Genomic DNA, 25,526 nt, shown 5'->3' with positions numbered 1-25,526 from the left:
TATTTTTATCTATTCATTAAAATATGGGAAAATTTAATGGAATTGTCAAGTATTTTTTATAATTTGTTCTCAAGGAAATATGCAAAATTTTGTTTATAATAGGATTACCCTTTTTTCACTAAGTTATTGCTTAGCTATGCTTGATCATTTAGAACAATTTCTTCCTAATAAAGAACCGTCGAGTATTCAAAATTTCCCTTTTTTTTGGGTTTCCCAAGTCAATGGCAAATACTCACAACTCATTGAAAAATCAATAAAAAAACTAGGTATTGATAATACACGTCGTAAAATCATTTTAAGTACCAATGCCTTGGGTGAAGCGAGTATCACCGACATTGCTAATCTTTCTACTTTAAAGTTAACTACGGCAACTAAAGCTGTATATCGCTTGGTAGAAGATGGAATTGTTGAGGTCTACTCTTCTACTACCGATGAACGGATCTCGATGGTGAAATTAACCGCCAAAGGAGTTGAGCTGGTTGAACAGATTAATCAGATTAGTGTGGTCACTTTGGCAGGCATCCTAAATGCCTTCTCAGAAGATGAGCTTCATAATTTAAATCATCAGTTAAAAAAATTATTTGATCTTATGCCCTCAAGTTAATTACTTCATTTGATGAAAAATTAGCTCACTTAGAGCAGTTAAAATTTATCCTTTTTAGCTGCTCTCTTATTAAAAATAATAAAAAACTAATATAATCAATTTATTATCGAATTAAATTATTAGTATACGTTTACTTAACATACTTTTTAGGTATTCTAACATACTCAATAAGTAATGGAATTTTACATATAAAAAGAAAATAATAATTCCATGATCTTAACATCCCAATTATCTCTTAAATGGGTTTAGACACTCTTTTTCAGGTCTGGACAAGGCCAAACTACTCATTTCCAGTCTATTTATTATTCAGTTTGAAGGGGGAAATATCGAAAACTTCTGAGGAACAATAAAAACTGGATATCAATTTTTTAAAGCGTTTTATACATAAGGATTAAGTGTATGAACCAAAGTAATATCGCTGTTGAAAGGACACAAAAGAAAAGCAATGCGTATGCATGGTATGTCGTCACACTTTGTATGTTGGCATATATATTTTCATTCATTGATCGTCAGATTCTGGCACTTATGATCGAGCCCATTAAAGCCGATCTTCAACTTTCAGATACCCAATTTAGCTTGTTACATGGCCTCGCCTTTTCACTTTTTTACGCCGTAATGGGTTTACCTCTCGCTTATATTGCCGATCGTTTTTCACGACCAAAACTGATTTCAATCGGGATTATTGTTTGGAGCCTAGCAACAGCAACTTGTGGTTTAAGTAAAAACTTTATTCAACTGTTCTTGAGCCGTATGGCGGTCGGTGTAGGTGAAGCTGCTTTATCTCCAGCCGCTTACTCGATGTTTAGCGACATGTTTAGTAAGGACAAACTAGGTCGTGCTGTCGGGATTTATTCAATTGGCGCTTTTTTAGGTGGTGGTATTGCCTTTTTAGTGGGCGGTTATGTCATTAACTTGCTTAAAGGTGTGACATTAATTCAAGTTCCTCTATTAGGTGCACTTAAAGCATGGCAAATTGCCTTTTTTGTAGTCGGTTTACCCGGCATCATTATTGGTTTGCTATTTATTCTGACCGTTAAAGACCCTGCACGTAAAGGACAACAGCTCAACCAAAATGGACAAGTTGACCAAGTTAAATTCTCACAATGTCTTCAGTTTATTAAAAAACATTCCAAAACTTTTGCTTGTCATTATTTAGGTTTTACCTTTTATGCAATGGCGCTATATAGCCTGACTAGCTGGACACCTGCATTTTATATTCGAAAGTTTCAACTTGCGCCAACTGAAACAGGTTATATGCTCGGCACAATTCTGTTAATTGCAAATACATTAGGGGTGTTTTGTGCAGGTTGGCTAAACGACTGGTTTATAAAAAAAGGTCGTCAAGATGCACCGATGTTCACAGGTGTGATTGGAATTGTTGGCCTGATTATTCCAATTGCATTTTTTACTCAAACAGATCAGTTATGGCTTTCAGTCAGCTTACTGATTCCTGCAATGTTCTTTGCATCTTTCCCTTTAGTGATTTCAGCAACTGCTTTACAAATGTTAGCCCCAAACCAATTTAGAGCACGCCTTTCTGCCCTCTTCCTTTTGGTGAGTAACTTAATTGGACTCGGTATTGGTACAACATTGGTGGCCATTATCACAGATAAAGTTTTTGGTAGTCCGTTAATGGTGGGTTCTTCTCTATCTATTGTAGGTGGTCTGTCGTGTGTACTGGCTCTAATTCTACTTTTTAAAGGCTGCAAATTCTTTAGTGAAAGTATGAAGCTTGAAAAATTAAATTAATAGATCTCACCAATTGCAAAAATGTACTCTCTAACTAAACGCTTAGAGAGTACCGACATATTCAAAATTACGTAGTGCCGAGGACTGGCATACATCTGGGAAATGGATTATGGAATTATTTCACCGTTTTAAACCACACACTTTAGCCGTTGCCACTTTATTACTGATGTGCAGCAACTCATGGGCCGCAAATCCAAACCAGCAAACTGAAGATGAATGGAAATTCACTTTAAAAAATGCTTATATCAACCGCGACTATGATAATGACGCACTCAAAGATACTGGCAGTTGGTCTCAGGCAGCATCTTTATTTTATAAATCAAAAATGCATGACACTCCATTAGTCATAGCAGATAAGCCGATTACGATTGGGGCTGATGCTTCTGTTCAATACGCCGTGCGTTTAAGTTCAGACAAACACGTCGCAGACACGGTTTTGCCTTTTAATAAAGAAACCCAGTCACAAGCATCAGACTATTTAAAATACGGCGCGACTTTAAAGCTGGGCTATGACAAAACCCTTTTAAGTGTCGGTGAACTCTGGCTAGATTTACCTGTAACGGCTGTCGATGCTAGCCGCCAGTTACTCACCTCGTATTGGGGAACCAACTTAAAGTCACAACTTTCAGATCAGCTTTATGCTGAAATTGGCCGAGTGGAAAAAGTGTCTCCACGAAATGAAGAAGACTTTAAAAAGTTTTCGTTCACCGCAAATGGAATCACCAAAGAATCTGATGGTTTGAATTATATTGACTTACGTTATCAATTTACGCCGTCACTCAAGGGCGAATATTACTTTGGTAATTTGGAAGACCTCTACAACAAACACTATGTTGGGCTAGAACACACGTGGAAGCAGCCAACGTTTGCCTTAACGTCTAAGTTTAAATACTTCAATGCAAAAGATGATGGCAACACTTTTGATATCGATGCGCAAAACATTGGAGTGCTAGAAACACTTAAAGTAAAGAACCATACCTTTGGTTTGGGTTATCAACAGATTATCGGTGAGTCAGCCTACCCACTACCAGATGGATTCTTACCAGAGACCTATTTCATTAACTGGAATGCTACTGGTTTCTTTAAAGAAGATGAAAAGTCTTACCATGTCATGTACGGCTACGACTTTAAAGATTACGTTCCGGGCTTAAATGCAATGGTGAAATATGTTTACGGCCATGACTTTAAAGCAGCAAATGGTGAAAAAAACCACGAGACTGAGTCGAATGTGATTTTAAACTATGCGTTTCAGCAGCCCTTCTTAAAAGGCGTTGCTCTGCAATATATTCGCATTGATTACAACGTTAAACATGGCAATGACTTTGGTGAAGACCGTTTATTTGTGAATTACACCAAAAAGTTTTAATTATCAAAAATAACCCCCTAAAATTTAGGGGGTATTTTTTTAGCCTAATTTATTGACTAACCTTAAAGGCAAGACCTTCATGGCAATACTCATTGGTAACCACGGCCACTGCGGTACATAAGCTTTTACAGGTTGTTTTTCGATCGCTTTTACTAAAGCTTTACACCCTGCTTTGGTGTCGACTTCAAAAGGTAAATGTTTAGCACCTTCATTCATTTCAGTTCGGATGTAGCCCGGGAAAATGGTGGAGACTTTAATTGGGGTATCCAGTAATTCAGCACGAATACCTTCAGCCAAATGAGCAACCGCGGCTTTACTTGCCGCATAGGTCGATAAATGCTTTGGTAATCCGCGCATCGCACTCATGGATGACATCACCACCAAATGACCAGCGTTTTGCTCTCTAAAAATTTCAACCGCAGCTTCACACTGCGCTAAAGCAGAAATAAAGTTCGTTTCAGCAGTAGCTTTGTTAATTTCAAAATTACCTTTACCAATACGGCGGCCATTTCCGACTCCGGCATTTACAATAATTCGGTCTAAAGAACCAAATTCTTGTTTAAAGGCGCGAAATACTTCAAAAACTTGATCGTAATTGGTAACGTCCAGACTTTTTGCAATGACTTTAATACCATACTCATTTTCAAGTTCAGTTTTTAAAGTCTCTAATCTGTCTAAACGGCGTGCACAAATCGCTAAGTTATAACCTTTGGCTGCAAATTCATGCGCCATGCCCGCGCCCAAACCAGAACTTGCACCTGTAATTAAAATTGTTTTTGCCATGCTTTTATCCTTATTTTAAATCCATGTCAGTAAATCTGGCCGCTCAGCTTTTATAAAATGATGTTCATTTAAACTTAAAACCTGAGCTTCATTTCCAACCAAACGCAAAGTCGTGAGGCTTGTATTCGCAATTGCCCAATTCAACGCAAAAGTTCGATTGGGACTCAGTTCAAGCAATTTTCCAATTGCTACAGAAATCACACCACCTGAGGTAAAAACGACTGCATAGCGAGGTTTGGTTTTCGCTAACTCATCACAAAGTTGCTGTAGCGCCGATTCGACTCTTTCTTTAAAGTGCGGCCATGACTCATCATATTCATGATGAAAATCGCCATCTGTCCATCGTCCAATGGCACCTTCGAATATTTTGGCAAGATATGCACGTGGGTTCTGTTCCTGTGCTACGTCAGCTTTTAACAGTTCAGGTTGTTCAAAACGTGGTTCATAGCGTGCAAAAACCTGTTGATGGTTAAACTCATTCCATAAATTATTATGATGAATTACTGCATCTGGAAAACATTCATTGAGTGCGAGCTTTGCAGTTTGCTCATGGCGTTGCATAGTTCCTGCAACAACATACGGCTGTTCTTTCAATATTTGCTTAAAATAACGACCTAGCAAAGTCGCCTGAGCTTCACCATTTTCAGACAGTTCATCATAGTTACTTTTACCAAACGAGGCCTGTCCGTGTCTTACCAGATAAATTGTGGTCATCTTCTTAAAATACCCTGTATTTTCTGTATAGATTGCTGAGCAAATTCTGATTCTTGCAATTTTTGCTGTGCGATAAGTTTTAAAGCTCGCACATGTAGGGCATGAATGACAATCCAGAAATCTTTAAATGCAGGATTTCGGGTTTGCTTGTGGTAATAACGGTAATAGATTTGCTGGGCAATCACTGCTAATCGGAATACACCGAAGACTTCGTAAAAAGTCCAGTTTTCAGGTTTCAGTCCTGTTTTTTGCAAATAATATTCAACGACTTCTTTTCGAGAGAACATTCCCTTTAAGTGAGTCGGCTGACGGCGGGTCGATCTAAAAATCATGTTATCCGTAGGCTCAACCCAATAGGCCAAAGCACTGCCCAAGTCCATTAATGGATCACCCAAGGTTGCCATTTCCCAATCCAGCACGCCAATCACTTCGGTTGGATGCTCTGGATCTAAAATCACATTATCAAATCGCCAATCGTTATGAATAATACAAGTGGTAGAGTCTTGAGGGATATTATCGTTCAGCCATTTTCGGACATATTTAAATGAAGGAACGTTGATTGTGCGGACTTTTTCATAACGCTTATCCCAACCTTCAACTTGTCTGCGGCAATATCCCGCACCTTTGCCTAGTTCAGCTAAAGGCGTGTTCTCATAAGGAACTTGGTGTAGCTCAATGAGCTTATCAACAACATTTACACAAAGCTCATGAACATCTTCTTCATTAAAGCCAAGTTCAGGCGGTAATTTTGCACGAGGAATAATACCTTCAATGCGTTCCATGACATAAAAATCACAGCCAATGACCGATTCATCCTGACAAAGTGCCACCATTTTAGGAAGCACTGGATAATAAGGCGCCAGATTTTTCTGCACCATATATTCACGGGCCATATCGTGGGCCGACTTCGCTTTTGTTCCTTTTGGAGGACGACGTAAAATTAAATCGGTATTTTCATACTTTAAACGATAAGTCCAATTCGACGCCCCACCTGTATATTGAGTAACGACTGCTGGGCCAACCAACTCAACACCTTGGTTTTTTAACCAGTTTTCAACTGCCCCAATATCAAGTTCTTCACCTTCACGTACTTCACCGCCTACATCAATTACCGACATCTTTATTTCCTTTAAACTTATACTTTCTTATGACGACCGAAATAACCACGTTTGGCCAACTCTAATTTGGCAATCATGCCTTTATGTACTTCATCTGGACCATCAGCTAAACGTAAACTGCGTGCCTGAGCAAAGAAACCTGTTAATGGTGTGTCTCTTGAAAGGCCCGCACCGCCATATAGCTGAATCGCCATATCGACTACTTTTTCTAAAACACTCGGAGCCACTACTTTAATTGCAGATATTTCTGTTAAAGCAGCCATATTTCCTAAAGTATCCATTTTATAAGCAGCATACAAGGTTAAAAGTCTAGCTTGATCTATGGCTACCCGTGCATCAGCTACGCGTTCGAGATTTCCACCGAGTTTTAAAATTTCTTTTCCAAACGCCGTTCTAGACATGCCGCGATCGATCATGAGTTCTAGCGCTTTTTCAGCAGCCCCGATACAGCGCATGCAATGGTGAATACGCCCTGGTCCTAAACGCCCTTGTGCAATTTCAAAGCCTTGACCTGCACCACCAATAAAGTTATCAAGAGGCACTCGAACATTATTAAAATGAACTTCACCGTGTCCATGCGGTGCATCGTAGTCACCAAACACTGGTAACATCCGCTGAATTTCAACACCTGCCATATCAATCGGTACTAAAACCATAGAGTGTTGATGATGGCGGTCTTTAGTTTCATCTGGGGTATGTGCCATAAAAATAATGACTTTAGCATTCGGGTCCCCTAAGCCAGACGACCACCACTTTTTGCCATTTAAAACAATTTCATTACCATCAATGAGCGCAGTCGCTTGCATATTCGTTGCATCACTTGAAGCAACGTCGGGTTCAGTCATACAAAAAACCGAGCGAATTTTTCCGTCCAATAAAGGCTGTAACCATTGCTGTTTTTGTTGCTCACTGCCATAGCGCCATAACAATTCCATATTTCCCGTATCAGGTGCATTACAGTTAAAAACCGTAGGTGCCAATAAACTACGACCAGTCAGTTCGGCAATGTGGGCATATTGTTGAACTGTTAACCCAGCACCGAGCTTTTCATCGGGTAAAAACATATTCCAAAGGCCAGCTTGTTTAGCTTTAGATTTCAGAGTTTCTAAAAGCTCGGGCCACTGCCACTTTCTCCAGTTTCCATCTGGATTTAACTCATGCACTTCTTCCCAAAATTTTGTTTCGACTGGTTCTATTTCTTCTTGAATAAATTTTCTGGTTCGCTCAACAAAATCTTGAGCCTTTTTTGAGAGTTCAAACATTCTTTTTCCTTTACATCATTATCTTGTCTTTACATCAACATAACTTGAAACTTAATATGAATGAAATGATTTTATTAAATAACGCCTCATGAATAATATTCATAGCCTACATGGTCTAGACCTAAATTTTTTTCATCGAATTGATATCAATTTATATCCACTTTTTATCGCGATTTATGAGCAAAAAAGCATTTCAAATGCTGCAAGTAGTCTTAATATTACCCAGTCGGCAGCAAGTCATGCTTTACAACGGTTAAGGCAGCAACTTGAAGATGACGTGTTTGTACGAGTAGGCAATAAAATGTCTGCAACTCCTTTTGCAGAGCAGATTTATCCAACTGTGAAGCAAGCTCTTTTAACGATTCAAAATATTAGTCAGCAAAAGCATGTCTTTGACCCAACCAGTTTAAAGAATTTAAAAATCGCCGTGCATGATGAAATTGAGCCGATTATTCTTCCACGGCTTGCTCAACATTTTCAGAACCTTAATTTAGATCTGCAATTTGTCAGTATGAAGCTAGATCGAAAACATATTATGGCTGACTTGGCGACGCAGCAGCTCGATTTCGTGATTGACCTAGAACAGTACTTATCTTCCAAAATTACCTTTGACCATCTGGTAACAGATGAGTTCGTCATTTGTAGTCAACTTAAAGAAGTCGATTTATCGAGTTATATCAATGGACGACACATTGGTGTTTCATCACGCCGTACGGGGGCTTTACTTGAAGATATTTATTTAAACCAACACCAAAAAATTTCAAGAAACGTATTTATGCGCTGTCAAAACTACTCAACGGCGTTACAGGTGTTAGATGCTCAACCTAATGCAATACTCACCATGCCTCGTATGATTTTGCAGCATTTATCTTATAGTTCTTCAATTCACTTACATTCTCTGCCTTTTGAGATAACCAATATTAAAATGGGTATGTTTTGGCACGAAGATTTAAGGGATAATTTAAGACATCAATTTTTGCGACATGAAATTACTAAACTTTTCAGTAAAGCCAATTGATCTACTAAGCTTCTATCATACAAGGACCAGTAATGAGTAAAGATGAACGGATAATCCAGAATCAGGACAACAAAAAAACGATTCGTCATGAAGATTACATTGCTGGTATTGGTAAAGGCATGTCAATTTTAGATAGCTTTAGCAGTAATCAACATCGTTTAAACATTTCTATGGCGGCTGAAAAAACTGGACTTACCCGAGCAGCAGCGAGACGTCATTTATTAACTTTAGAATATTTAGGCTATCTTGAATCGGATGGCCACTATTATTATTTAACTCCCAAAGTTTTGAAGTTTTCAGGGGCTTATTTAGGTGCAGCTCAGCTTCCAAAAGTATCTCAACCTTTATTAAATCTGTTAACCAACCAAACCTCTCTTATTTATTCAGTGATGGTGCTTGATGGTTATGAAGCCATTACCATTGCCCGTAGTGCCGCACACCAACAAACTGACCGTGTAAATCCATACGGCTTACACTTGGGTAACCGCTTACCTGCTCATGCGACATCTGCGGGTAAAATTTTACTTGCCCATTTAAGTCATGAAGAACAATTGGACTGGCTTCAAAAGTATCCACTCCAACGTTTAACTAAATATACGCATGTCGAAAATGATAAGTTTTTAGAGTTACTACAAGAGATTCGAGAACAAGACTGGTGTTATTCACGTGAAGAACACGAATTAGGTGTTCATGCGCTCGCCGTACCCATTTATGGACAAGACTTTAAAGTTGTTGCAGCTTTAAACATTGTTTCTCCCACCATGAGAACAACTGAAGAATATTTAATTCAACACATTTTGCCATTATTGCAAGAGACTTCGCGGGATTTGAGACAAGTTCTTTAAATCTTGCTTAGGCTATTTTTATGAGATAATTTTATTATTTGCTTAGGCTATTTATATGGTTAAAAATGCTAGGAATAACTGCTTAGGCTATTTCTAAAAGTAATTGAAAGGGATTTTTAAATAACGAATGCCATTCGACTCAGGTTCCGAAAAATTTCCACCATTCATGTTAATTTGAATTGAAGGCAGAATTAATTTTGGCATTGCCAAAGTTGCGTCTCGTTCTTGGCGCATTTTTATGAATGAGTTCTTGGAAACGCGTCGATTTAAATGAATATTGCTTTGCTTTTGAGTTTTTATGTCTGTTTGACAGATATATTCATCACGGCCTTCAGGCTTATAGTCATGGCATAAGAACATGCGCATGTTGTCAGGCAGTGTATAAAGCTTTTGTACCGAATCATAAAGTGCCGCCGCACTTCCTTTAGGAAAATCGCATCTGGCTGAACCATAATCAGGCATAAATAAAGTATCCCCGACAAAAACAGCATCACCAATCACATAGCTTAAGCAAGCAGGTGTATGCCCTGGTGTAGGAATGTTATAGGCTTCTATCTCCCCTATTTTAAAATGTTCATGATCTTCAAACAAATAATCAAAAGGCTGATTTTCATTAAATTTATTAAAATCAAAATTATAGATAGCGGAAAATGTTTCTTGTACTACCGAGATTTTTTTACTAATTGCAACTGTACCGCCCAATTTAGATTTTAAATATTGGGCAGCGGTCATATGGTCAGCATGTACATGGGTTTCTAAAATCCATTGCACTTTAAACTTCTGAGCCAAGACATAATCGATAATCAGATCAGCATTGGTTGTTTTTGTAGTGGCTGAAGCTGCGTCGTAATCAAGCACACTATCAATAATAGCGCATTGACGAGTCGCTAAATCTGCAACAACATAGCTAAAAGTATTGGTATTTTCATCAAAAAAATCTTTTACTAGAGGTTGTTGCATAAGTTTAATTTCCTTTATTTAAAATTCGGTAAATCAACATTCCTAATAGCATTGCGACAATAAAATAGAGCGCTTCAAAATGTCCTAATCCAATAAGAGTTAAAGCGGGCGCTGGACATATCCCTGCTATTCCCCAGCCTATACCGAAAATAAAAGCACCCACAATTAACCTTTGGTCAATCTGTGTATTTGTTGGTAATTGAATTTGCTCATTAAAAAGTGTTTGAGGGTTTTTTATAGCCTTTTGAAATGGAATAAATGCCACAGCAATCGCGCCTAACATCACAAACATTAAGCTAATATCCCACTGCCCAAAGATATCTAAAAAACCTAATACCTTTTCGGGATTAGACATGCCCGAAATCATTAAACCTAATGAAAACAAACCACCAAATATAAAAGCAAAAATGTTTTTCATAGGACTATCCCAACACATGACGAATGATATAAACCGTTAACATACCAGCAAACATAAAAACTGCTGTCGCTATCATCGAGCGTTTTGATAGCCTGCTCATTCCACAAATGCCATGACCACTTGTACAGCCAGAGCCTAGTCGTGTTCCAAAGCCAACGAGTACACCTGCTAAAATAAGTGCAAATGTATTGGCTTTAATTTCAATTTCAGGCTGATAAAAATAGCCATATATGAAAGGCGTAATCACGAGTCCTGCAATGAACCAGAATGCAGAACTTTTAAAAGTATCTTTAGTAGGATTAATAATTTGAGCAAGCAATCCACTAATTCCGGCTATACGGCCATTTATATATAAATATCCAACTGTTGCGATGCCCAGTAATAAACCACCCAAAAAGGCATAGACAATATTTGACATATCACCACTCTTAACAATATATGTTTTTATAATCTGTATTATACGCTGATTCTTTTAGTAATACTTAATATAAAACTTTTGAGTTTATAATTCTTCTTAACAAGAAAAAGCCCCAAGGTTTTGGGGCTTTTGTCATTAAATTAGATCTTTAATGCCTAATTGTTCAGGCAGTTTTTCCATGACTTTATTCAATCTATTATTTGCAGGAGACATACAACCTGTGTAATGGCTTAATTTCGTTTCCGTGCCATTTGGTTGAATCCAAGTAATGTAATAGCTAGACATATCAGTTGCTGTTTGCTGACAACCCCCAGTTTTTGCTTGTATACCTGTTTCAGGACGATAAGCTTTTAGATCATCTGCAAGTTTTTTATAGTCTTTTACGCTGCCTTGAATTTCTTTAACACCGATAGCTTTAGTATATTGCTTGCCTTCAAAACGAATTAAACCCGTAGGTGTTACTTCTACAGAATAAATTGGACATGCACCAAAGCATGGGCTAGAAGCATAACGAATAGTTTCTTGTGTATTCGGTGCCTGCTGAACAGAAGCACAACCCATCAAAGCTAAACCAGATAAAGTTGCAAGAACCAAAAATCTCATCGTATCACCTATTATTATCAAGTGGCTTTAATTTATCAAATCATAGACTTCTTGTCATTAAAGACTATTTTTTGTGATTGTTTTCATTAATTCACAAAACCCTATGCTTAGGCTATTTATTTAATAATCTTATATCATAATTTGAATCGCATAAAAAAAGGCCCATCTTGCGATGAGCCTTAAGCCAATAAAAGCTTAAATTCCTGAAATACAAATTATTACTGGGAAGTAATAACCTGCGACAACCATTCTAGCGTAATGCAATAAATTATATAAATATAATATAAATATATATTTACGCCTGTTTTTCCAGCAAAAAAATCCTACTTTTGAAGACTAAAAAGACAATAATGTTTATTTCTAATTAAAATTCACAACCTTAAGTTAAACAAAACTTAATAAACAAACTAGTTTTATTTATAGGTAAAACATTGTGAAAAAATATCTAAGAGTTCGGCTATATCTGCTGTTCAAGCCTTATCAATCTTAAGAATATTTTAGGTTTTGCAATGAGTTAAAACACTTTTTTACTGTTTGGTAAAGCTATCTAGTTAAAACAACAGAATTTACTCTCACACTTTAATATAAAAAATATATTAAAAAATAAAGGCAAAAGAGAATTGCTCTCTTTTGCCTTATTTAATTATTGTTCTAAGCTATAAGCGACTACATAATCACCATGATCAGGAGACTGGCGAGCTCCACCGGCTGTAACAACTACATATTGTTTACCTGTTTTTGGTGAAACATAGCTGATTGGAGTTCCTTGGCTACCGACTGGCATGCGTGATTTCCACAGTTCTTTACCTGTAGATGAATCAAAAGCACGTAAGTAGTAATCTTGAGTTGCTGCAAAGAAAACCAAACCGCCTTGTGTTGCCATTGGTCCACCAATAGTTGGCATACCAATCGGTGCTTTTAAGCCCATTTTGATGCCCATAGGTCCTGTGTCTTCAACCGTACCCAGTGGTACTTGCCATGCGACTTGACGTGTTTTTAAATCAATCGCGGTCATTGTACCAAACGGTGGTTTTTGACAAGGAATACTTAGAGCCGACATAAAGCGGTTTTTATTCACTTTATACGGTGTACCTTTCATTGGTACAGCACCCATACCTGTATTTACTTTTTCTCCGCCATTCGCCTGAATCTTAATATCTTCAGGAGTCTGTTCCATTAATTGAACCCATAAACCAAGGCGCATATCGTTGACGAACATATAACGGTGAGTCGGATCAAAAGCAATGCTACCCCAGTTCATGCCACCCAAAGAACCTGGGAAGCTTAATGAAACATCAGTACCAGGTGCAGTAAATAGACCTTCGTAACGCATTGACTTGAAGTTAATACGACACATGAGTTGATCAAACGGCGTTGCACCCCACATATCTGATTCAGTTAAAGTCTGATTACCTATTTGAGGCATTTCAACTGATCGTGGTTGAGTCAGACTATATTGTTCACCCGGAATATTGGCCGGCTTAACTGGTTGTTCAATCACTTTAGTAAGCGGTTTACCCGTTACACGGTCAAGTACAAAGAATTGGCCGGATTTGGTTCCAATAACAACAGCAGGTTTAGTCGTACCATCTTTTAATGGGAAATCGACTAAACTCGGTTGCATTGGTAAGTCAAAGTCCCATAAATCGTTATGAACAGTTTGATATACCCACTTTTCTTTACCTGTTGTCGCATCAAGTGCTAAAACAGAAGTATTGTATTTATGATCTAACGGATTACGATTACCACCCCAAATATCGACAGATGAGCTACCCATAGGTAAGAACACTGTATTCATTTGCGGGTCATATGACATTGCAGCCCAAGAGTTTGCCGAACTACGTTTATAAGTTTCACCCGGTTTAAGAACATAGTTAGGATCTGGATTACGTGGATCAAAGGCCCAGCGAAGTTTACCTGTAATCACGTCATAACCACGGATAACACCACCAGGCATATCTGCAGCTACGTTGTCGGCAATACGACTCCCCACCACAATGGTTGTTCCAGCAATAGTCGGTGCAGAAGTTACTTCAAAACGTGGCGCTTTCGTTCCAGCACCAAGACCTTCTAACAAATCAACGGTACCATTTACACCAAAATCAGCACAGCGCTGACCGTTATCTGCATTGACTGCAATTAAACGACCATCAGGTGTATTGGTATATAAACGACGTGGACATGCCGTATTGGTTGCAACTGTGGTTACTGCATTTGCACCAGCCAAAGTCGGTTGTACAAGTGGCTTCGTTGAATCAAAATATGCAACCCCACGGCAACGCTCCCAAGCATCAGCTTTAGAGTTTACTTCAGCTTTCCAGAGCTGTTTGCCCGAGTCAGCATCTATCGCAAAAATGTTGTTATGTGGTGTACATAAAAAGACTTTATTTCCTACTTGTAGGGGGGTCATTTGGTCTTCAGCACCATTACCACTACCCGTTGTAAAATCGCCTGTTCTAAAACGCCAAGCTTCTTTTAACTTATGAACGTTATCTCGGTTAATTTGGTCGAGAGCAACAAAGCGACTCCCCCCTGCATCATTTCCATAGTTTTCCCAATTCACCTGTTTTTTAGCTGGGTCAACTGGTACTAAAGGTAGTTTTTCACCTGAACTTGCTACTGTTGGATGCGGCTGGAACATTTGATAGAGCGCAATCAACATACCAACAACAACTAACCCGCCTACTGCATAGGATGAAGCTGCCAAGCTCGTTTGAAATTGGTAACGTCGAATTGAAGGTAAGGTAAATAGCAGTGCGGCAAAAAGGCCAGCAGGAAACATTAACCGCGAAAATAACGGCCAAAATTCCCATCCTGCATCAACAAATGACCAAATTACGGTGCCAACAAAAACAGCCGCAAAAATCCAGACACCAAGCGCCTTTTTACGAAAAATACTAATTGCGGAAATTGCAATAAATAATCCTGCAATAAGGAAATACCAAGATCCGCCTAATGTAACTAGCTTTCCACCGCCTACGATGTAAAAAACACCAGTAGCCAGTAAAACTAGACCTAATAGAAAACACCATATTTTGAATAAGATATGAAACTTAGAATCTGACTCAGACATAGATCCTACTCCACATATACTGAACACAATAGTTCAAGCATTTGGGCCAGTTAAACTATGTCTAACCAGCCATCAACATTGTTAAAAATTGACTTTAACGCTTAAGCCCGCCACCCAAGCATCATCAACCGCTTTTACACCAGCAGGTTGATGGATATATTGAATGTTTGGACGTAACATGACAGCCGGAGACCATTGATAGGTATAGTTCAACTCGACATTTAGCTCATCGTCTTGAATTGGAATATAGTCAGACGCAATCGCATCATAGCTATAATATCCACGACTTTCGTTGGTTGCGATCTGCTTATCTTTAGCACGATCATTGACCACATAATTAGCAATACCAAAACCAATCGAATCATTTGGGCGGCTATCAAACGGCCCTTTGTACCAAAGTGCAAGTTGTTGTGTACTTTGAACAAAGGTGGTTGCTTTATCATTTACAACACCGTTCAAACTTACATATAGACCACGTTTAGGGTCTTCACCTTTATGGGTCAATTGTTGCTGAGCATTAACCCAAAAACTTTGCTTTCCGTCATGAACTTTACCCGCTGTTTTAATGTCATTCGCTTCTGCGGTTGAGTACAGTGCACCTACTTTATACTCACCCGGTAAGCCATTAAAAGCAGCAAGTTTTGGTTTCCATGCGAGCTCAACTGGTATGGTTGCTCCCTTCACGTTGTTCATATCCAGATTAAAACCATCACTATTTGATTCGGTTTTAATGTTGTCTGGATTGACCTCATAAACACCAACACCCAAAGTCCACTCAGGTGCGAATTGATATTTAACATTTGTCGCCCACACACCGACTGGTGAGTTGTACCAAATTGAACCGATTGATTTTCCTAACTGTCCACCGCAAAGCAATAAGTTCTGAAACTCACATTGAGAACTATTAAAGTCTTCTGACATGCCCATACGGCCAAATTTGACTTGTACAGTGTTATCTGCGAAACCCTTTTTTACCCATGCTTGAGATAAACGCCAGATTTTACCGCGTCCATAAATCTCTTGAGCATTGCCCAATTGGCTAGAACGTGGGTCTTTAATACGCTCGAGAGTTAGTGCATTGCCATCACGTTTAGTCACGACTAAACTCGCTGTTGTATCTTTCCATCCAGCAATTTTTTCTAAATCGAAGTTTGCACCCAAAGAAAGCTGCGCAGCATTTTCAAAGGTATTACTGTCGTTATAACCGCCATCTAAATTTGTAGCAGCTTGGCTCATAATAGAAGCTGTAAATTTATAGCCCTGTTGCTCGAGCTGTTGGCGTTTACCATTCCAGTCACCTAGCAACCATTGACGATCTTGTGACCACGGCTCATTGGCAAGAGCAAACTGGCTACCTAATACAACAATTGTTAAAACACTCAGTTTCATTATATTTGGCATTTCAAGTCCCTTTTATCATTTCTATATTTCTATGCTGCGCCTCGGTGTGAGGCGTTTGCCTTATTGTTATTATTTAATTTGGACGGCCGAACTAAGTTCAGACGTCGCACCAAAGCGATCAGTAATATTCGCTGTAATTGAGGCAACTTTTACAGACGGTTTCCAATTCGCTTTTGCATTGCCTTCGGCATCTGTAGCAACAGTAACAGCTCCTAAATATTGCTCAGCCTCTTTTGATGCCGCATTTTGATTTCCAAAGAACTCAACTTGGTAGCGTTGATTTGGTAAACCATTAACTTCAGCAGCAACTGAGCCTTTGTTCACAGTTAATTTAGGTGCTTTAATGCCCTGATTAGGTTGAGCATTACAGTTTTGTTCATTTGGTTGAGTACATGTTTTTTGTTGTTTCGATGGATCAACAACAACACCGCCACCACGCGAGCCTACAAACCCTGCATGCTCAAGTGCTGGCACACCAAATACAACTGCACCCAAGCGCTGATTTGGTACACATGAGCCACCCGCTTCACAGCGCTTAATATCTTTACCATTGTCCCAAATCTGGTTTTTAGTCAATGTAATTTTTGCAGTTGCATCTTTTTCCGAGCGAATAGCCACCCCAATCCGATTACCATGAATTCTATTGCTATCAAGGATATTACCGTCGCCAGTCATATTAAAACCAATCGAGTTATTGGTCATTTCGTTGTAGGCAATATAATTACGCTTACCCCAGTTAATCTGTAAACCATCCGAATAGTTCTCGAATTTATTACCGACTACCGCATTATCATTACCCCACAAAATTTCAATACCTTGTGATGGCTCAGGATTTGCCTTAGTCGAAACAAAATGGTTATTTGCAATCAGGTTAAACGCAGCACCGCGAGTTAGCTCTAAACCATCGCCATTGTCTTGGAAAATATTATCTAAAACCTTATTGTTATTGGTAGTTGTCGCGGTTGGGTTACCTTGACCATCATCACCTGTTAACATGACACCCGCGCCACCATAGTTGTTACTAATACGGTTGTGTTGAATGAGGTTATTGCTTGAACGGTTGATCAATACCCCAATACAGAAACGATGAATGTCTAAACCTTTTAAAGTGACATTATTTACATCACGTAGTACTAAACCCGGTAAAGTCATCGTACGTACATTTGTTCCGTACTGTTCAGGGTTTGCACCAGGACAAGCTTTTGCACCTTCGCCTTTAATGTAATTTGATCCATCAATTGCGATGTATTCACCAGTTTTATCCCACTGAGTACCGATGATTTTAACTGGAGCTTTAATTTCAGGAAGCGCGCTGTTTAATTTTATTGCATAAGGTGCTTTGCCTACTGCTTGAATCAAAATGTCGCTCGCTTCATTTGGGGCTGCATTGGCTTGTTCAATTGCCCAGCGTAAAGAACCTTTATTGTTATCGTCTTGATAGTGATCAACAACATAAGTTTGTGCCGCAGCTACTCCTGAAACCATCAAACCTAATGCAAGAGTAGTTAAACGTAATGTATTCATTTCATCATGTCCTTATGATTTACGGGTTTGCTGGTTGAACGGTTTTTAAAATCTGTTTGAGCTTGGTCACATCAATTTGACCCGGTGCAGAAGCCTCACCAATCATGCCAAAGCTATAACTTCCGCCCATATTGGCTGTCGCAACACGAGAAATCGTACCTAGCTGTCCCATCGACATCGTTAACAATGGTTTAGTGGTTTGCTGACTTACTTTTAAAGTTGCGTTCATTAAAGTGAAAACGTCTTGTTTAGATTTTGGCATTACGGCAATTTTTAGAATATCTGCCGCCATTTGATCCTGTTTTAACAAGCGTTTTTCAATTTCATCTTGGCTTGGTGTTTTTTGGAAGTCATGATTAGACATGACAACTAACACTTTCTTTTGATGTGCTTTTTGAACAATTTCTGAAACTACTTTTTGATCACGGAACATTTCAACATCTAACCAGTCCATGAATGGATTTTTTAAATAAGCCTGATAAGTTTTGCCATAATCTGCATCGCTAATTTCAAGCTGTCCACCTTCGTTTTTAGTACGAATTGTGGCAATCATTGGCTTATTACCTAAAATCTTTTTCAACTCGTGGCCCAACGCAATCACTTGTTTTGTATCGCTGGCAAAACTAAGTAAATCGATACGAAATTCTGCTAAATCGGCATCTGCTGTATTTGCAATGACTTGAGCCTGTGCCAAAGCTTGTTCTTTGGTTTTTGCTGTAATTGGAACAATTGTTTTAACTGCTATAGTCGCAGATTGTGTTTGAGTAGCTAAAGCAACAGGTTCAGCATTTACCTGTGCGGTAAAAAATGGGAGTGCAAGCAAACTTAAGCTTAATAATGTTTTCATGTTCATATCATTCATCCTTAAAAAAGGCTACACGCATCCATAGTCGATCATGTGTAGCCTTAGGTGTTTCTTAAATATCAAAAAATACAGTTTCGTTATCGCCCTGAATACGTATATCGAAGCGGTAAACAACTTCGCCATTTTGTTCAGAACGTTTTGCAATAAGCGTCTGACGACGTGGAGCCCATTCAATACTATTTAGAATTGGGTCATTTGCGTTCGCTTCAGCTTCATCTTCGAAGTAAACACGTGTATGAAGCCCCAAGTTAATACCGCGAGCGAAAATAACTAATGCAATATGCGGTGCCTGAGTTGAACCTTTGCGGCCCGCAGTTGCACCCGGCTTAATTGTATTAAAGCTCCAGATACCTGTTTCAAAGTCAGCTCCCGTACGGCCCCAACCGTGAAATGCAGGATCAGCTTTTTGCTCACGCGTATCTGCCTGACTTGGGTAAATACCGTTCGCATCGGCCTGCCAAATTTCGATCAGCACATCGCGTAGCGGTAAACCTAGTCCGTCAAAAACCTGACCTTCAAGACGAATACGCTCGCCTTTGGTTTGGTCTTGTACTAACTGGTTATTAAAGTTGTTTTCAAACACTTCAATATTTGCTTGTTGTGGCAATAAACCAATGTGAACGTAAGGACCACCTGTTTGAGATGGAGTTTCTTTTAATTCCTGAAAATTCCAGTTATTCATGCTCGTGCTCCCGATTAAGTCAAATCATTTTCGAAGTAAGTCGCTCGACGACCACGTAAAGTGATGTCAAAACGGTAACAACGGCTATCAGCTTCGATAAAGTTGTTTTTATCTTCTAGTGCAATCAATGCACGACGTTGATCTTCAGAAGGAATCGTTTTTAAAATCGGGCAAGTGTCAATAAGTGTATCGCCTTCAAAATAAAACTGTGAAATTAGGCGCTGAGCCCAACCGTCAGCAATTAAAGAGAAGTGAATATGAGCTGGACGCCATTCATTAATACGGTTACGCCACGGATATGGACCTGGTTTAATGGTACGGAAGATATAAAAACCATTTTCGTCAGTTAATGTACGACCACAACCACCGAAGTTAGGGTCCATTGCACCAATAAATTTATCGTTTGGATGGCGATAACGACCAGAAGCATTGGCTTGCCATACTTCTAAAAGTGCATTTTTTACAGGACGACCAAACTGGTCTCGGACATAACCATGAACAATGACACGTTCACCAATTGGTAAACCATCTTTGGCATAGTTCAAAATCAAATCGTTATCTTTTGGGCCAAACAAATTTGAAGAAAAATGCGGTGAAGTAACTTCAGTTAAAGTCTCATTAATAGAAATCAATGCATTTTTTGGCGAACGTAAAACACTTGTCTTATAACCTTCCGCATATGCAGGTGGATGATCTTCTGTATTACGTTGGGCGTAAGCACCCCAGCTATGTTGTGACATCTTTATCTCCTTAATCCTGTTCTTTCGCTGCAACTGAGTTGACTTCTATTCCCAACTCTTTAAAGACTTCTTCGGCCATATGCATTGCAGCGTTTGCAGCAGGTAAACCTGCATAGAGTGAGCTATGTAAGATCAACTCTTTTAAATCTTCTTTAGTTACACCATTGTTGAAACAAGCACGTAAATGCATGCGTAGTTCATCTTCGCGGCCAAGCGCCAATAAAATTGCGATAGTCACTAAACTACGGGTATGACGTGGCAAGCCCGGACGAGACCACACCTCACCCCATGCATAACGGCTAATAAAGTTTTGAAAATCTTGGTTAAAGTCATTTAAGTTTTGCAAAGACCGACCAACATGCTTTTCACCCAAAACTTCAGTCCGCACTTCAATGCCTTGTTTATAGCGTTGTTCATCATTCATTGTGATAGACCTCTATTAAGTTGCATCGGTATGCGCAACAAGTGATTTAACAAATACAGCAACAGCCGCAGCAGTCGCTGGAATTAGTAATAAACTGAGAATGGCAGTAAATGACCAATCATTTCCGAGTAGTACAGCACCAATCCAAGCACCAAATACTGCCCCGAAACGACCAATACCCGTCATCCAAGACACACCCGTTGCACGGCACTGCGTTGGATAGAAGCGTGCACTTAAAGCTGGCATTGAAGATTGCGCACCATTAATCGCGATACCTGCACAAAGCACCAATACAGCAAGTAATGTTGAGTTTCCTAAGCTTTGACCAACAGCAATCGCAAATAGACCAGCGGCAAAATAGAAAATGGCAATGACTCGGTTCGGGTTAAATTTGTCCATCGCCCAACCAATAAACAATGCACTCACCACACCACCAAACTGGAACAACCCACCAATAAATGCAGCACGCTCCATTGAAGCACCTGTTTCACGCATGAGTGTTGGTAACCAGCTTGTCAGCAAGTAAACAACCACTAAGCCCATGAAATAGGTCAACCAAAGTAAAAGTGTTCCTTTTGCATATGGTTTAGAAAACATAATTCCAAAGACATTTTTCTTTTGAGCTGTTTCAGTTTTCTCTTCAGGTACGTGAAATGCAGTCGCATTTTGAATTTGGGTTGGCGCGATATGATTTAAAATTTTGCGTACTTTTTCAGGGTCTTTACCTTTAACAATTAAAAAGCGGTAAGACTCAGGTAAAACAAAAATTACTAAAACCATCAAGATTAAAGGCGACCAACCACCAAGCAAAAATAAGCTATGCCAACCATAGGTCGGAATAAGCCAGCTGCTAATAAAACCGCCCGTTGCCATACCTAAGTTGTAGCCACAGAACATACATGTCACGAGCAGTGAACGAATGCGTGTTGGACAGTATTCAGAGAATAATGTGGTAGCATTTGGCATAGCTGCGCCAAGACCAATACCTGTCAAAAAGCGTAATACAACAAGGTTATCCAGATTTGTTGCATAAGCAGATGCCAAGGTGAACCCACCAAATACGAGCATCGAAAAAGCTAAAACGATTTTGCGGCCAAAACGGTCAGCTGTCGGTCCAGAAACCAAAGCTCCAATAATCATTCCACCAAGTGCAGCACTCATCACTGGGCCTAACTGAGAGCGGTCAACGCCCCAGTCTTGAGCCAAAGCCGGAGCGATAAAGCCCATTGCAGCAGTATCGATACCATCAGTAAAAATAATTAAGAAACAGATGATTGCGATCATCCATTGATATTTACTAAGTGGAGCATCATTAATCAGTGCTTGAGCATCGATACTTTTGTTTGGTGCAGCGTAATCCTGAGACGCCATATTTGCCTCCTTAAGGCCAATTCCTTTTAAACTGCTAAATTTCTAAAGCTGTTGAATAAATCGAGTTAATTCCTGAGTAAATTTTTGCGGTTGCTCGATATTAGAAAGATGTGATGCATCTACTTTCGCAAGTTGACTGTTGTTGATAGCACACTGCATAAACTCAGCATCTGCTACTGTAGTTACCGGATCGTATGTTCCTGCAATGAACAGTACCGGAATTTGGATTTGTGCAATTTCATCTCTTAAATCGGCATGTGCTAAAGCACGACATGCATTGGCATAACCTTGTGCGGGTGTGTTTGCTAGACTTTGAATGGTCGTTTGTGCAACAACATTATGTTGATAGTCAAATTTTTCGCTAAACCAACGGGTGTGTGTCGTTTTAACCAACTCAGCCAGACCATTTTGCTCTACAGATTCAGCGCGGCTCAACCAAGCATCAGCCTGTCCAATTTTGGCTGCCGAGTTCGCAACAGTAATGCTTAGAAAGCGCTCTGGGTAATGGATACCTAACCAAAGCCCTGTAATTCCGCCCATTGAAATGCCACAAAAGTGAGCTTTTTCAATATTTAAAGCATCTAGAATATCTACAACATCTTCCGCTAAATTTTGCAATGAAGTGTCGCCAATCACCTCACTTTCACCATGACCACGTGTGTCATATGTAATGACATTAAAATGACTTTTTAACTCATTTAACTGCGGCTGCCACATGCCATGGTCTGTTCCTAACGAGTTAGAAAACACAAGCACAGGAGCATCGTTTACACCTTCACTGTATACAGCTAGCTGTTTACCTTGACGATTGCTAATAGTCTGTTTCACTTTGACTCTCCTTGTGCTTCTTGCAAAACTGCATCAATCTGCTGCTGAATGTTGCCTAAATAATTTTCCGGTTTAAAAATATCCCGTATCTCTGTTTGGCTAAACTGTTCTTTTACTTCATCTAACTGGCTAACGACATCGCATAAATGCTGGTTTTGTGCCACTGCTGTTTTACAAGCTGTTTCAACCAAATGATGAGCATTTAAACGGCCAATTTTTGGAGCAAGTGCCATCATTACAGCTTCCGCCATAATCAGCCCATTGGTACAGTCAAGGTTTCGTTGCATATGCTCAGCATTAACTTCGAACCCTTGTAAAACTTCATTAGTACGACTCAAAGCCCCGGCGCAAAGCTGAAAAATCTCAGGGACTGCCAACCATTCTGCATGCCACGCACCTAAGCTACGCTCATGTTCCTGCACCATGCTTTGATAGATACTAGACATAAGTGCTGGTACACGATTTGCTGCTGCAAGTACTGAAGCTGCTGCAACTGGATTACGCTTATGCGGCATGGTTGATGAACCACCACGACCTTTCGCGGTTGGCTCAAACAACTCTGCAATTTCAGTTTGCATCATGAGTGACCAATCACGTGCCATCTTGCCCGTATTCCCGACAATCATGCCAAGCACACTTGCGATTTCTACAATACGGTCGCGCTCACCATGCCATGTGCTTGTCGGTACAGTCAGATTCAGCTGCTGAGCAAATGCACTGACCACAAGTGAACCTTGATCTTGCAAAGAAGCTAATGAACCCACAGCACCGCCTAACTGAGCAGTGAGTACACGTGATTTCATAGCCTGTATACGGTCTAAATCACGTTTAAATGCAGAAGCCCAACGAGCAAGTTTATGCCCTAAAGTAATGGGCAAAGCTTGCTGTAACCATGTACGTCCAATCATGACTTGATGACGATATTGATTGGCTTGCTGTAATGCTGTGGCATAGCACTGTTGAAGTTGTTCTTCCACAATGTTTAACGCATCGCGGCATTGCAAAATACAAGCTGTGTCTAAAATATCCTGACTCGTTGCGCCCCAATGCACATAACGTGAAGCATCTTCATCAGCATCTTTAACAATTGCCGTCAGTTGCTTTACAAATGGAATTGCGATATTTCCAGCTAAGCCAGTTGCCACAGCCAATGCTGGAAAATCAAACTTTTCTATTGCCTGCTCAGCTACTTGGGCAATGGTATTAGCCGCATTTTGAGGAATCACGCCAACTTTTGCCTGAGCTTGAGCTAGCGCAACTTCAACCTGAATCATATATTTGATTAAAGATGAGTCACTAAAGATGTCAGTGACGTCTTTTTGATAAAACAAGCTGGCATATAACTGGCTCATGATTAGACTCTCTCAATAATCAATGCGATGCCTTGACCCACACCAATACACATTGAACACAAGGCATAACGTCCACCTGTCTGTTCAAGCTGGTTTAAGGCTGTAGTGACTAAGCGTGCACCTGATGCACCAAGTGGATGACCCAAAGCAATTGCCCCACCGTTTGGATTTACCTTGGCAGAATCATCTGGTAAGCCTAAATCACGAGTCACGGCTAAAGCCTGTGCAGCAAAAGCTTCATTTAACTCAATCACATCCATCTGATCTAAAGTCAGATTGGCTTGTTTTAGTAATTTTTTAATCGCTGGTGCCGGAGCAAAACCCATAATACGTGGCTCTACACCCACAGCTGTTGAAGCAATGATCTTGGCACGGGGTTTTAAATTATAAGCTTGAACTGCCTCATCAGAAGCAATCAGTAGAGCTGCTGCACCATCGTTAATACCTGAAGCATTCCCCGCAGTGACTGTGCCATCCGCTTTAACCACAGGTTTAAGTTTGCTTAAAGCTTCAAGTGTGGTCGATGCACGTGGGTGCTCATCGGTATCAATCACCACAGCATCACCCTTACGCTGAGGGATTTCAACTGCCACGATTTCTTTAGAAAAAAAGCCTTTGGCTTGCGCGCTTGCGGTGCGTTGTTGGCTCACCAAGGCAAACTGGTCCTGATCTGCACGATTGACGTTGAACTGTTCAGCGACGTTTTCGGCAGTCTGGGGCATGGTGTCTACACCATACAATTCTTTAAGTTTCGGGTTAATGAAACGCCAGCCCATAGTGGTGTCTTCAATCTTCTGGCTACGGCCAAAAGCACTGTCTGACTTACCCATCACATAAGGTGCACGGCTCATGCTTTCTACACCACCTGCAATCACCAAATTTGCTTCACCTGCTTTAATGGCACGGGCAGCAATGGCAATCGCATCGAGAGATGAACCACACAAACGGTTAATGGTGGTTGCTGGAACTTGATACGGCAAACCTGCAAGTAAAGCTGACATACGGCCAACATTACGGTTATCTTCACCGGCTTGGTTAGCACAGCCATAGATCACATCATCGACCTGTTCCCAATCTACATTTGGGTTACGCTGGATGAGAGCCTTAATCGGCACAGCGCCAAGGTCATCGGCACGGACAGGTGCAAGGCCACCGGCATAACGGCCGAATGGAGTACGAATGGCATCGATGATATAAGCGTTTTTTAATGTCATTTCCCTACGTCCTTACCCTTGAGTGGCATCAATTAAAGTTGCACCAGTCAAAGCCTGTAACTCATCAAAGCTAAGACCTTCAACTTTCTCAATTACTTTTAAACCTTCGCTAGTCACATCAATCACACAAAGATCGGTATAAATACGGTCAACACAGCGTTTACCCGTCACCGGATAGCTCAGCTCAGCCACAA

The 25,526-nt window shown here is 40.0% G+C and carries 24 protein-coding genes and 1 pseudogene; 5 read left to right on the top strand and 20 right to left on the bottom strand.

The features are described 5' to 3' along the window. Window positions 1-136: 136 nt before the first annotated feature. The 3 genes from OD757_RS17640 to OD757_RS17630 all read left to right on the top strand — a co-directional run bounded on the left by OD757_RS17640 (window position 137) and on the right by OD757_RS17630 (window position 3,719). Window positions 137-604 carry a MarR family winged helix-turn-helix transcriptional regulator gene (locus tag OD757_RS17640; protein WP_009392094.1) on the top strand — a complete coding sequence of 156 codons (468 nt, stop codon included), beginning with the start codon at window positions 137-139 and terminating at the stop codon, window positions 602-604. 399 nt (window positions 605-1,003) lie between these two features. After that, window positions 1,004-2,353, top strand: a complete 1,350-nt coding sequence (locus OD757_RS17635; RefSeq protein WP_263032680.1) for a spinster family MFS transporter — start codon at window positions 1,004-1,006, stop codon at window positions 2,351-2,353. Between the two features lie 109 nt (window positions 2,354-2,462). Continuing rightward, window positions 2,463-3,719 carry an OprD family porin gene (locus OD757_RS17630; protein ID WP_263032679.1) on the top strand — a complete coding sequence of 419 codons (1,257 nt, stop codon included), beginning with the start codon at window positions 2,463-2,465 and terminating at the stop codon, window positions 3,717-3,719. Between the two features lie 39 nt (window positions 3,720-3,758). Here the strand turns inward: OD757_RS17630 and OD757_RS17625 are convergent, their stop codons facing one another. From OD757_RS17625 to OD757_RS17610, 4 genes are read right to left on the bottom strand one after another with little or no spacing between them, the layout of a single operon-like run. Then, window positions 3,759-4,502: an SDR family oxidoreductase gene (locus OD757_RS17625; RefSeq protein WP_263032678.1), complete on the bottom strand. Its 744-nt coding sequence runs from the start codon at window positions 4,500-4,502 to the stop codon at window positions 3,759-3,761. 15 nt (window positions 4,503-4,517) lie between these two features. After that, window positions 4,518-5,216, bottom strand: a complete 699-nt coding sequence (locus OD757_RS17620) for a histidine phosphatase family protein (protein WP_263032677.1) — start codon at window positions 5,214-5,216, stop codon at window positions 4,518-4,520. After that, window positions 5,213-6,334 carry a phosphotransferase family protein gene (locus OD757_RS17615; protein WP_263032676.1) on the bottom strand — a complete coding sequence of 374 codons (1,122 nt, stop codon included), beginning with the start codon at window positions 6,332-6,334 and terminating at the stop codon, window positions 5,213-5,215. The genes OD757_RS17620 and OD757_RS17615 overlap by 4 nt, the downstream gene beginning before the upstream one ends. Window positions 6,335-6,351: 17 nt before the next feature. Then, window positions 6,352-7,596 carry an acyl-CoA dehydrogenase family protein gene (locus tag OD757_RS17610; RefSeq protein WP_263032675.1) on the bottom strand — a complete coding sequence of 415 codons (1,245 nt, stop codon included), beginning with the start codon at window positions 7,594-7,596 and terminating at the stop codon, window positions 6,352-6,354. Between the two features lie 88 nt (window positions 7,597-7,684). Between OD757_RS17610 and OD757_RS17605 the strand changes: the two genes are divergently transcribed. Both OD757_RS17605 and pcaU read left to right on the top strand, forming a co-directional pair. Beyond that, window positions 7,685-8,614, top strand: a complete 930-nt coding sequence (locus OD757_RS17605; protein ID WP_263032674.1) for a LysR family transcriptional regulator — start codon at window positions 7,685-7,687, stop codon at window positions 8,612-8,614. A gap of 32 nt (window positions 8,615-8,646) precedes the next feature. Beyond that, on the top strand, window positions 8,647-9,459 hold the full coding sequence (gene pcaU / locus OD757_RS17600; RefSeq protein ID WP_204389372.1) for an IclR family transcriptional regulator PcaU: 813 nt from the start codon (window positions 8,647-8,649) through the stop codon (window positions 9,457-9,459). Window positions 9,460-9,552: 93 nt separating this feature from the next. On the opposite strand, the gene OD757_RS17595 is transcribed toward pcaU, so the two are convergent. The 16 genes and pseudogenes from OD757_RS17595 to OD757_RS17520 all read right to left on the bottom strand — a co-directional run. Beyond that, window positions 9,553-10,419 carry an MBL fold metallo-hydrolase gene (locus OD757_RS17595; RefSeq protein ID WP_263032673.1) on the bottom strand — a complete coding sequence of 289 codons (867 nt, stop codon included), beginning with the start codon at window positions 10,417-10,419 and terminating at the stop codon, window positions 9,553-9,555. Window positions 10,420-10,423: 4 nt separating this feature from the next. Then, the gene (locus tag OD757_RS17590) at window positions 10,424-10,837 is read right to left on the bottom strand and encodes a DUF6691 family protein (RefSeq protein ID WP_263032672.1); all 414 of its coding nucleotides are present in this window, start codon (window positions 10,835-10,837) and stop codon (window positions 10,424-10,426) included. A gap of 4 nt (window positions 10,838-10,841) precedes the next feature. Continuing rightward, the gene (locus OD757_RS17585; protein ID WP_111854082.1) at window positions 10,842-11,255 is read right to left on the bottom strand and encodes a YeeE/YedE family protein; all 414 of its coding nucleotides are present in this window, start codon (window positions 11,253-11,255) and stop codon (window positions 10,842-10,844) included. Between the two features lie 135 nt (window positions 11,256-11,390). Further along, a complete protein-coding gene (locus tag OD757_RS17580; protein ID WP_263032780.1) occupies window positions 11,391-11,849 on the bottom strand; it encodes a DUF6438 domain-containing protein in 459 nt (152 codons plus the stop codon). A gap of 652 nt (window positions 11,850-12,501) precedes the next feature. After that, window positions 12,502-14,931: a glucose/quinate/shikimate family membrane-bound PQQ-dependent dehydrogenase gene (locus OD757_RS17575; RefSeq protein WP_009392123.1), complete on the bottom strand. Its 2,430-nt coding sequence runs from the start codon at window positions 14,929-14,931 to the stop codon at window positions 12,502-12,504. Between the two features lie 81 nt (window positions 14,932-15,012). Continuing rightward, window positions 15,013-16,332: a carbohydrate porin gene (locus OD757_RS17570; RefSeq protein WP_263032671.1), complete on the bottom strand. Its 1,320-nt coding sequence runs from the start codon at window positions 16,330-16,332 to the stop codon at window positions 15,013-15,015. 69 nt (window positions 16,333-16,401) lie between these two features. Continuing rightward, window positions 16,402-17,856 carry a NosD domain-containing protein gene (locus tag OD757_RS17565; protein ID WP_263032670.1) on the bottom strand — a complete coding sequence of 485 codons (1,455 nt, stop codon included), beginning with the start codon at window positions 17,854-17,856 and terminating at the stop codon, window positions 16,402-16,404. A gap of 19 nt (window positions 17,857-17,875) precedes the next feature. After that, window positions 17,876-18,703, bottom strand: coding sequence for a type I 3-dehydroquinate dehydratase (aroD, locus tag OD757_RS17560; RefSeq protein WP_263032779.1), 828 nt, complete (start codon window positions 18,701-18,703; stop codon window positions 17,876-17,878). Window positions 18,704-18,773: 70 nt separating this feature from the next. Further along, complete coding sequence (pcaG, locus tag OD757_RS17555) at window positions 18,774-19,403, bottom strand: protocatechuate 3,4-dioxygenase subunit alpha (RefSeq protein ID WP_263032669.1); 630 nt, start codon at window positions 19,401-19,403, stop codon at window positions 18,774-18,776. A gap of 14 nt (window positions 19,404-19,417) precedes the next feature. Beyond that, the gene (pcaH, locus tag OD757_RS17550; RefSeq protein WP_016137964.1) at window positions 19,418-20,143 is read right to left on the bottom strand and encodes a protocatechuate 3,4-dioxygenase subunit beta; all 726 of its coding nucleotides are present in this window, start codon (window positions 20,141-20,143) and stop codon (window positions 19,418-19,420) included. 10 nt (window positions 20,144-20,153) lie between these two features. Further along, on the bottom strand, window positions 20,154-20,567 hold the full coding sequence (gene pcaC / locus OD757_RS17545) for a 4-carboxymuconolactone decarboxylase (protein WP_005306044.1): 414 nt from the start codon (window positions 20,565-20,567) through the stop codon (window positions 20,154-20,156). Between the two features lie 15 nt (window positions 20,568-20,582). Further along, window positions 20,583-21,938: an MFS transporter gene (locus OD757_RS17540; RefSeq protein WP_263032668.1), complete on the bottom strand. Its 1,356-nt coding sequence runs from the start codon at window positions 21,936-21,938 to the stop codon at window positions 20,583-20,585. Between the two features lie 42 nt (window positions 21,939-21,980). Next, window positions 21,981-22,766, bottom strand: a complete 786-nt coding sequence (pcaD, locus tag OD757_RS17535; RefSeq protein WP_263032667.1) for a 3-oxoadipate enol-lactonase — start codon at window positions 22,764-22,766, stop codon at window positions 21,981-21,983. After that, window positions 22,763-24,118, bottom strand: coding sequence for a 3-carboxy-cis,cis-muconate cycloisomerase (locus tag OD757_RS17530; protein WP_263032666.1), 1,356 nt, complete (start codon window positions 24,116-24,118; stop codon window positions 22,763-22,765). The genes pcaD and OD757_RS17530 overlap by 4 nt, the downstream gene beginning before the upstream one ends. A gap of 2 nt (window positions 24,119-24,120) precedes the next feature. Continuing rightward, entirely contained in the window at window positions 24,121-25,332 is a 1,212-nt protein-coding gene (gene pcaF / locus OD757_RS17525) for a 3-oxoadipyl-CoA thiolase (protein WP_263032665.1), read from the bottom strand. 12 nt (window positions 25,333-25,344) lie between these two features. Further along, a pseudogene (locus OD757_RS17520) lies at window positions 25,345-25,526 on the bottom strand (3-oxoadipate CoA-transferase); the annotation flags it as partial.

The organism is Acinetobacter sp. AYS6 (genome assembly GCF_025630795.1).
Taxonomy (GTDB): domain Bacteria; phylum Pseudomonadota; class Gammaproteobacteria; order Pseudomonadales; family Moraxellaceae; genus Acinetobacter.
Note: the sequence above shows the minus strand (reverse complement) of the source record. Positions and strands in the feature narration are given on the sequence as shown.

Coding starts and splice junctions, on each gene's coding strand:
- OD757_RS17625 (WP_263032678.1), bottom strand. CDS start 4,502: ATGGCAAAAACAATTTTAATTACAGGTGCAAGTTCTGGTTTGGGCGCG.
- OD757_RS17635 (WP_263032680.1), top strand. CDS start 1,004: ATGAACCAAAGTAATATCGCTGTTGAAAGGACACAAAAGAAAAGCAAT.
- OD757_RS17630 (WP_263032679.1), top strand. CDS start 2,463: ATGGAATTATTTCACCGTTTTAAACCACACACTTTAGCCGTTGCCACT.
- OD757_RS17570 (WP_263032671.1), bottom strand. CDS start 16,332: ATGCCAAATATAATGAAACTGAGTGTTTTAACAATTGTTGTATTAGGT.
- OD757_RS17595 (WP_263032673.1), bottom strand. CDS start 10,419: ATGCAACAACCTCTAGTAAAAGATTTTTTTGATGAAAATACCAATACT.
- OD757_RS17605 (WP_263032674.1), top strand. CDS start 7,685: ATGAATAATATTCATAGCCTACATGGTCTAGACCTAAATTTTTTTCAT.
- pcaH (WP_016137964.1), bottom strand. CDS start 20,143: ATGTCACAACATAGCTGGGGTGCTTACGCCCAACGTAATACAGAAGAT.
- OD757_RS17585 (WP_111854082.1), bottom strand. CDS start 11,255: ATGTCAAATATTGTCTATGCCTTTTTGGGTGGTTTATTACTGGGCATC.
- OD757_RS17610 (WP_263032675.1), bottom strand. CDS start 7,596: ATGTTTGAACTCTCAAAAAAGGCTCAAGATTTTGTTGAGCGAACCAGA.
- OD757_RS17540 (WP_263032668.1), bottom strand. CDS start 21,938: ATGGCGTCTCAGGATTACGCTGCACCAAACAAAAGTATCGATGCTCAA.
- OD757_RS17575 (WP_009392123.1), bottom strand. CDS start 14,931: ATGTCTGAGTCAGATTCTAAGTTTCATATCTTATTCAAAATATGGTGT.
- OD757_RS17530 (WP_263032666.1), bottom strand. CDS start 24,118: ATGAGCCAGTTATATGCCAGCTTGTTTTATCAAAAAGACGTCACTGAC.
- OD757_RS17640 (WP_009392094.1), top strand. CDS start 137: ATGCTTGATCATTTAGAACAATTTCTTCCTAATAAAGAACCGTCGAGT.
- OD757_RS17565 (WP_263032670.1), bottom strand. CDS start 17,856: ATGAATACATTACGTTTAACTACTCTTGCATTAGGTTTGATGGTTTCA.
- pcaC (WP_005306044.1), bottom strand. CDS start 20,567: ATGAATGATGAACAACGCTATAAACAAGGCATTGAAGTGCGGACTGAA.
- pcaF (WP_263032665.1), bottom strand. CDS start 25,332: ATGACATTAAAAAACGCTTATATCATCGATGCCATTCGTACTCCATTC.
- aroD (WP_263032779.1), bottom strand. CDS start 18,703: ATGAAAACATTATTAAGCTTAAGTTTGCTTGCACTCCCATTTTTTACC.
- pcaG (WP_263032669.1), bottom strand. CDS start 19,403: ATGAATAACTGGAATTTTCAGGAATTAAAAGAAACTCCATCTCAAACA.
- pcaU (WP_204389372.1), top strand. CDS start 8,647: ATGAGTAAAGATGAACGGATAATCCAGAATCAGGACAACAAAAAAACG.
- OD757_RS17620 (WP_263032677.1), bottom strand. CDS start 5,216: ATGACCACAATTTATCTGGTAAGACACGGACAGGCCTCGTTTGGTAAA.
- OD757_RS17590 (WP_263032672.1), bottom strand. CDS start 10,837: ATGAAAAACATTTTTGCTTTTATATTTGGTGGTTTGTTTTCATTAGGT.
- OD757_RS17615 (WP_263032676.1), bottom strand. CDS start 6,334: ATGTCGGTAATTGATGTAGGCGGTGAAGTACGTGAAGGTGAAGAACTT.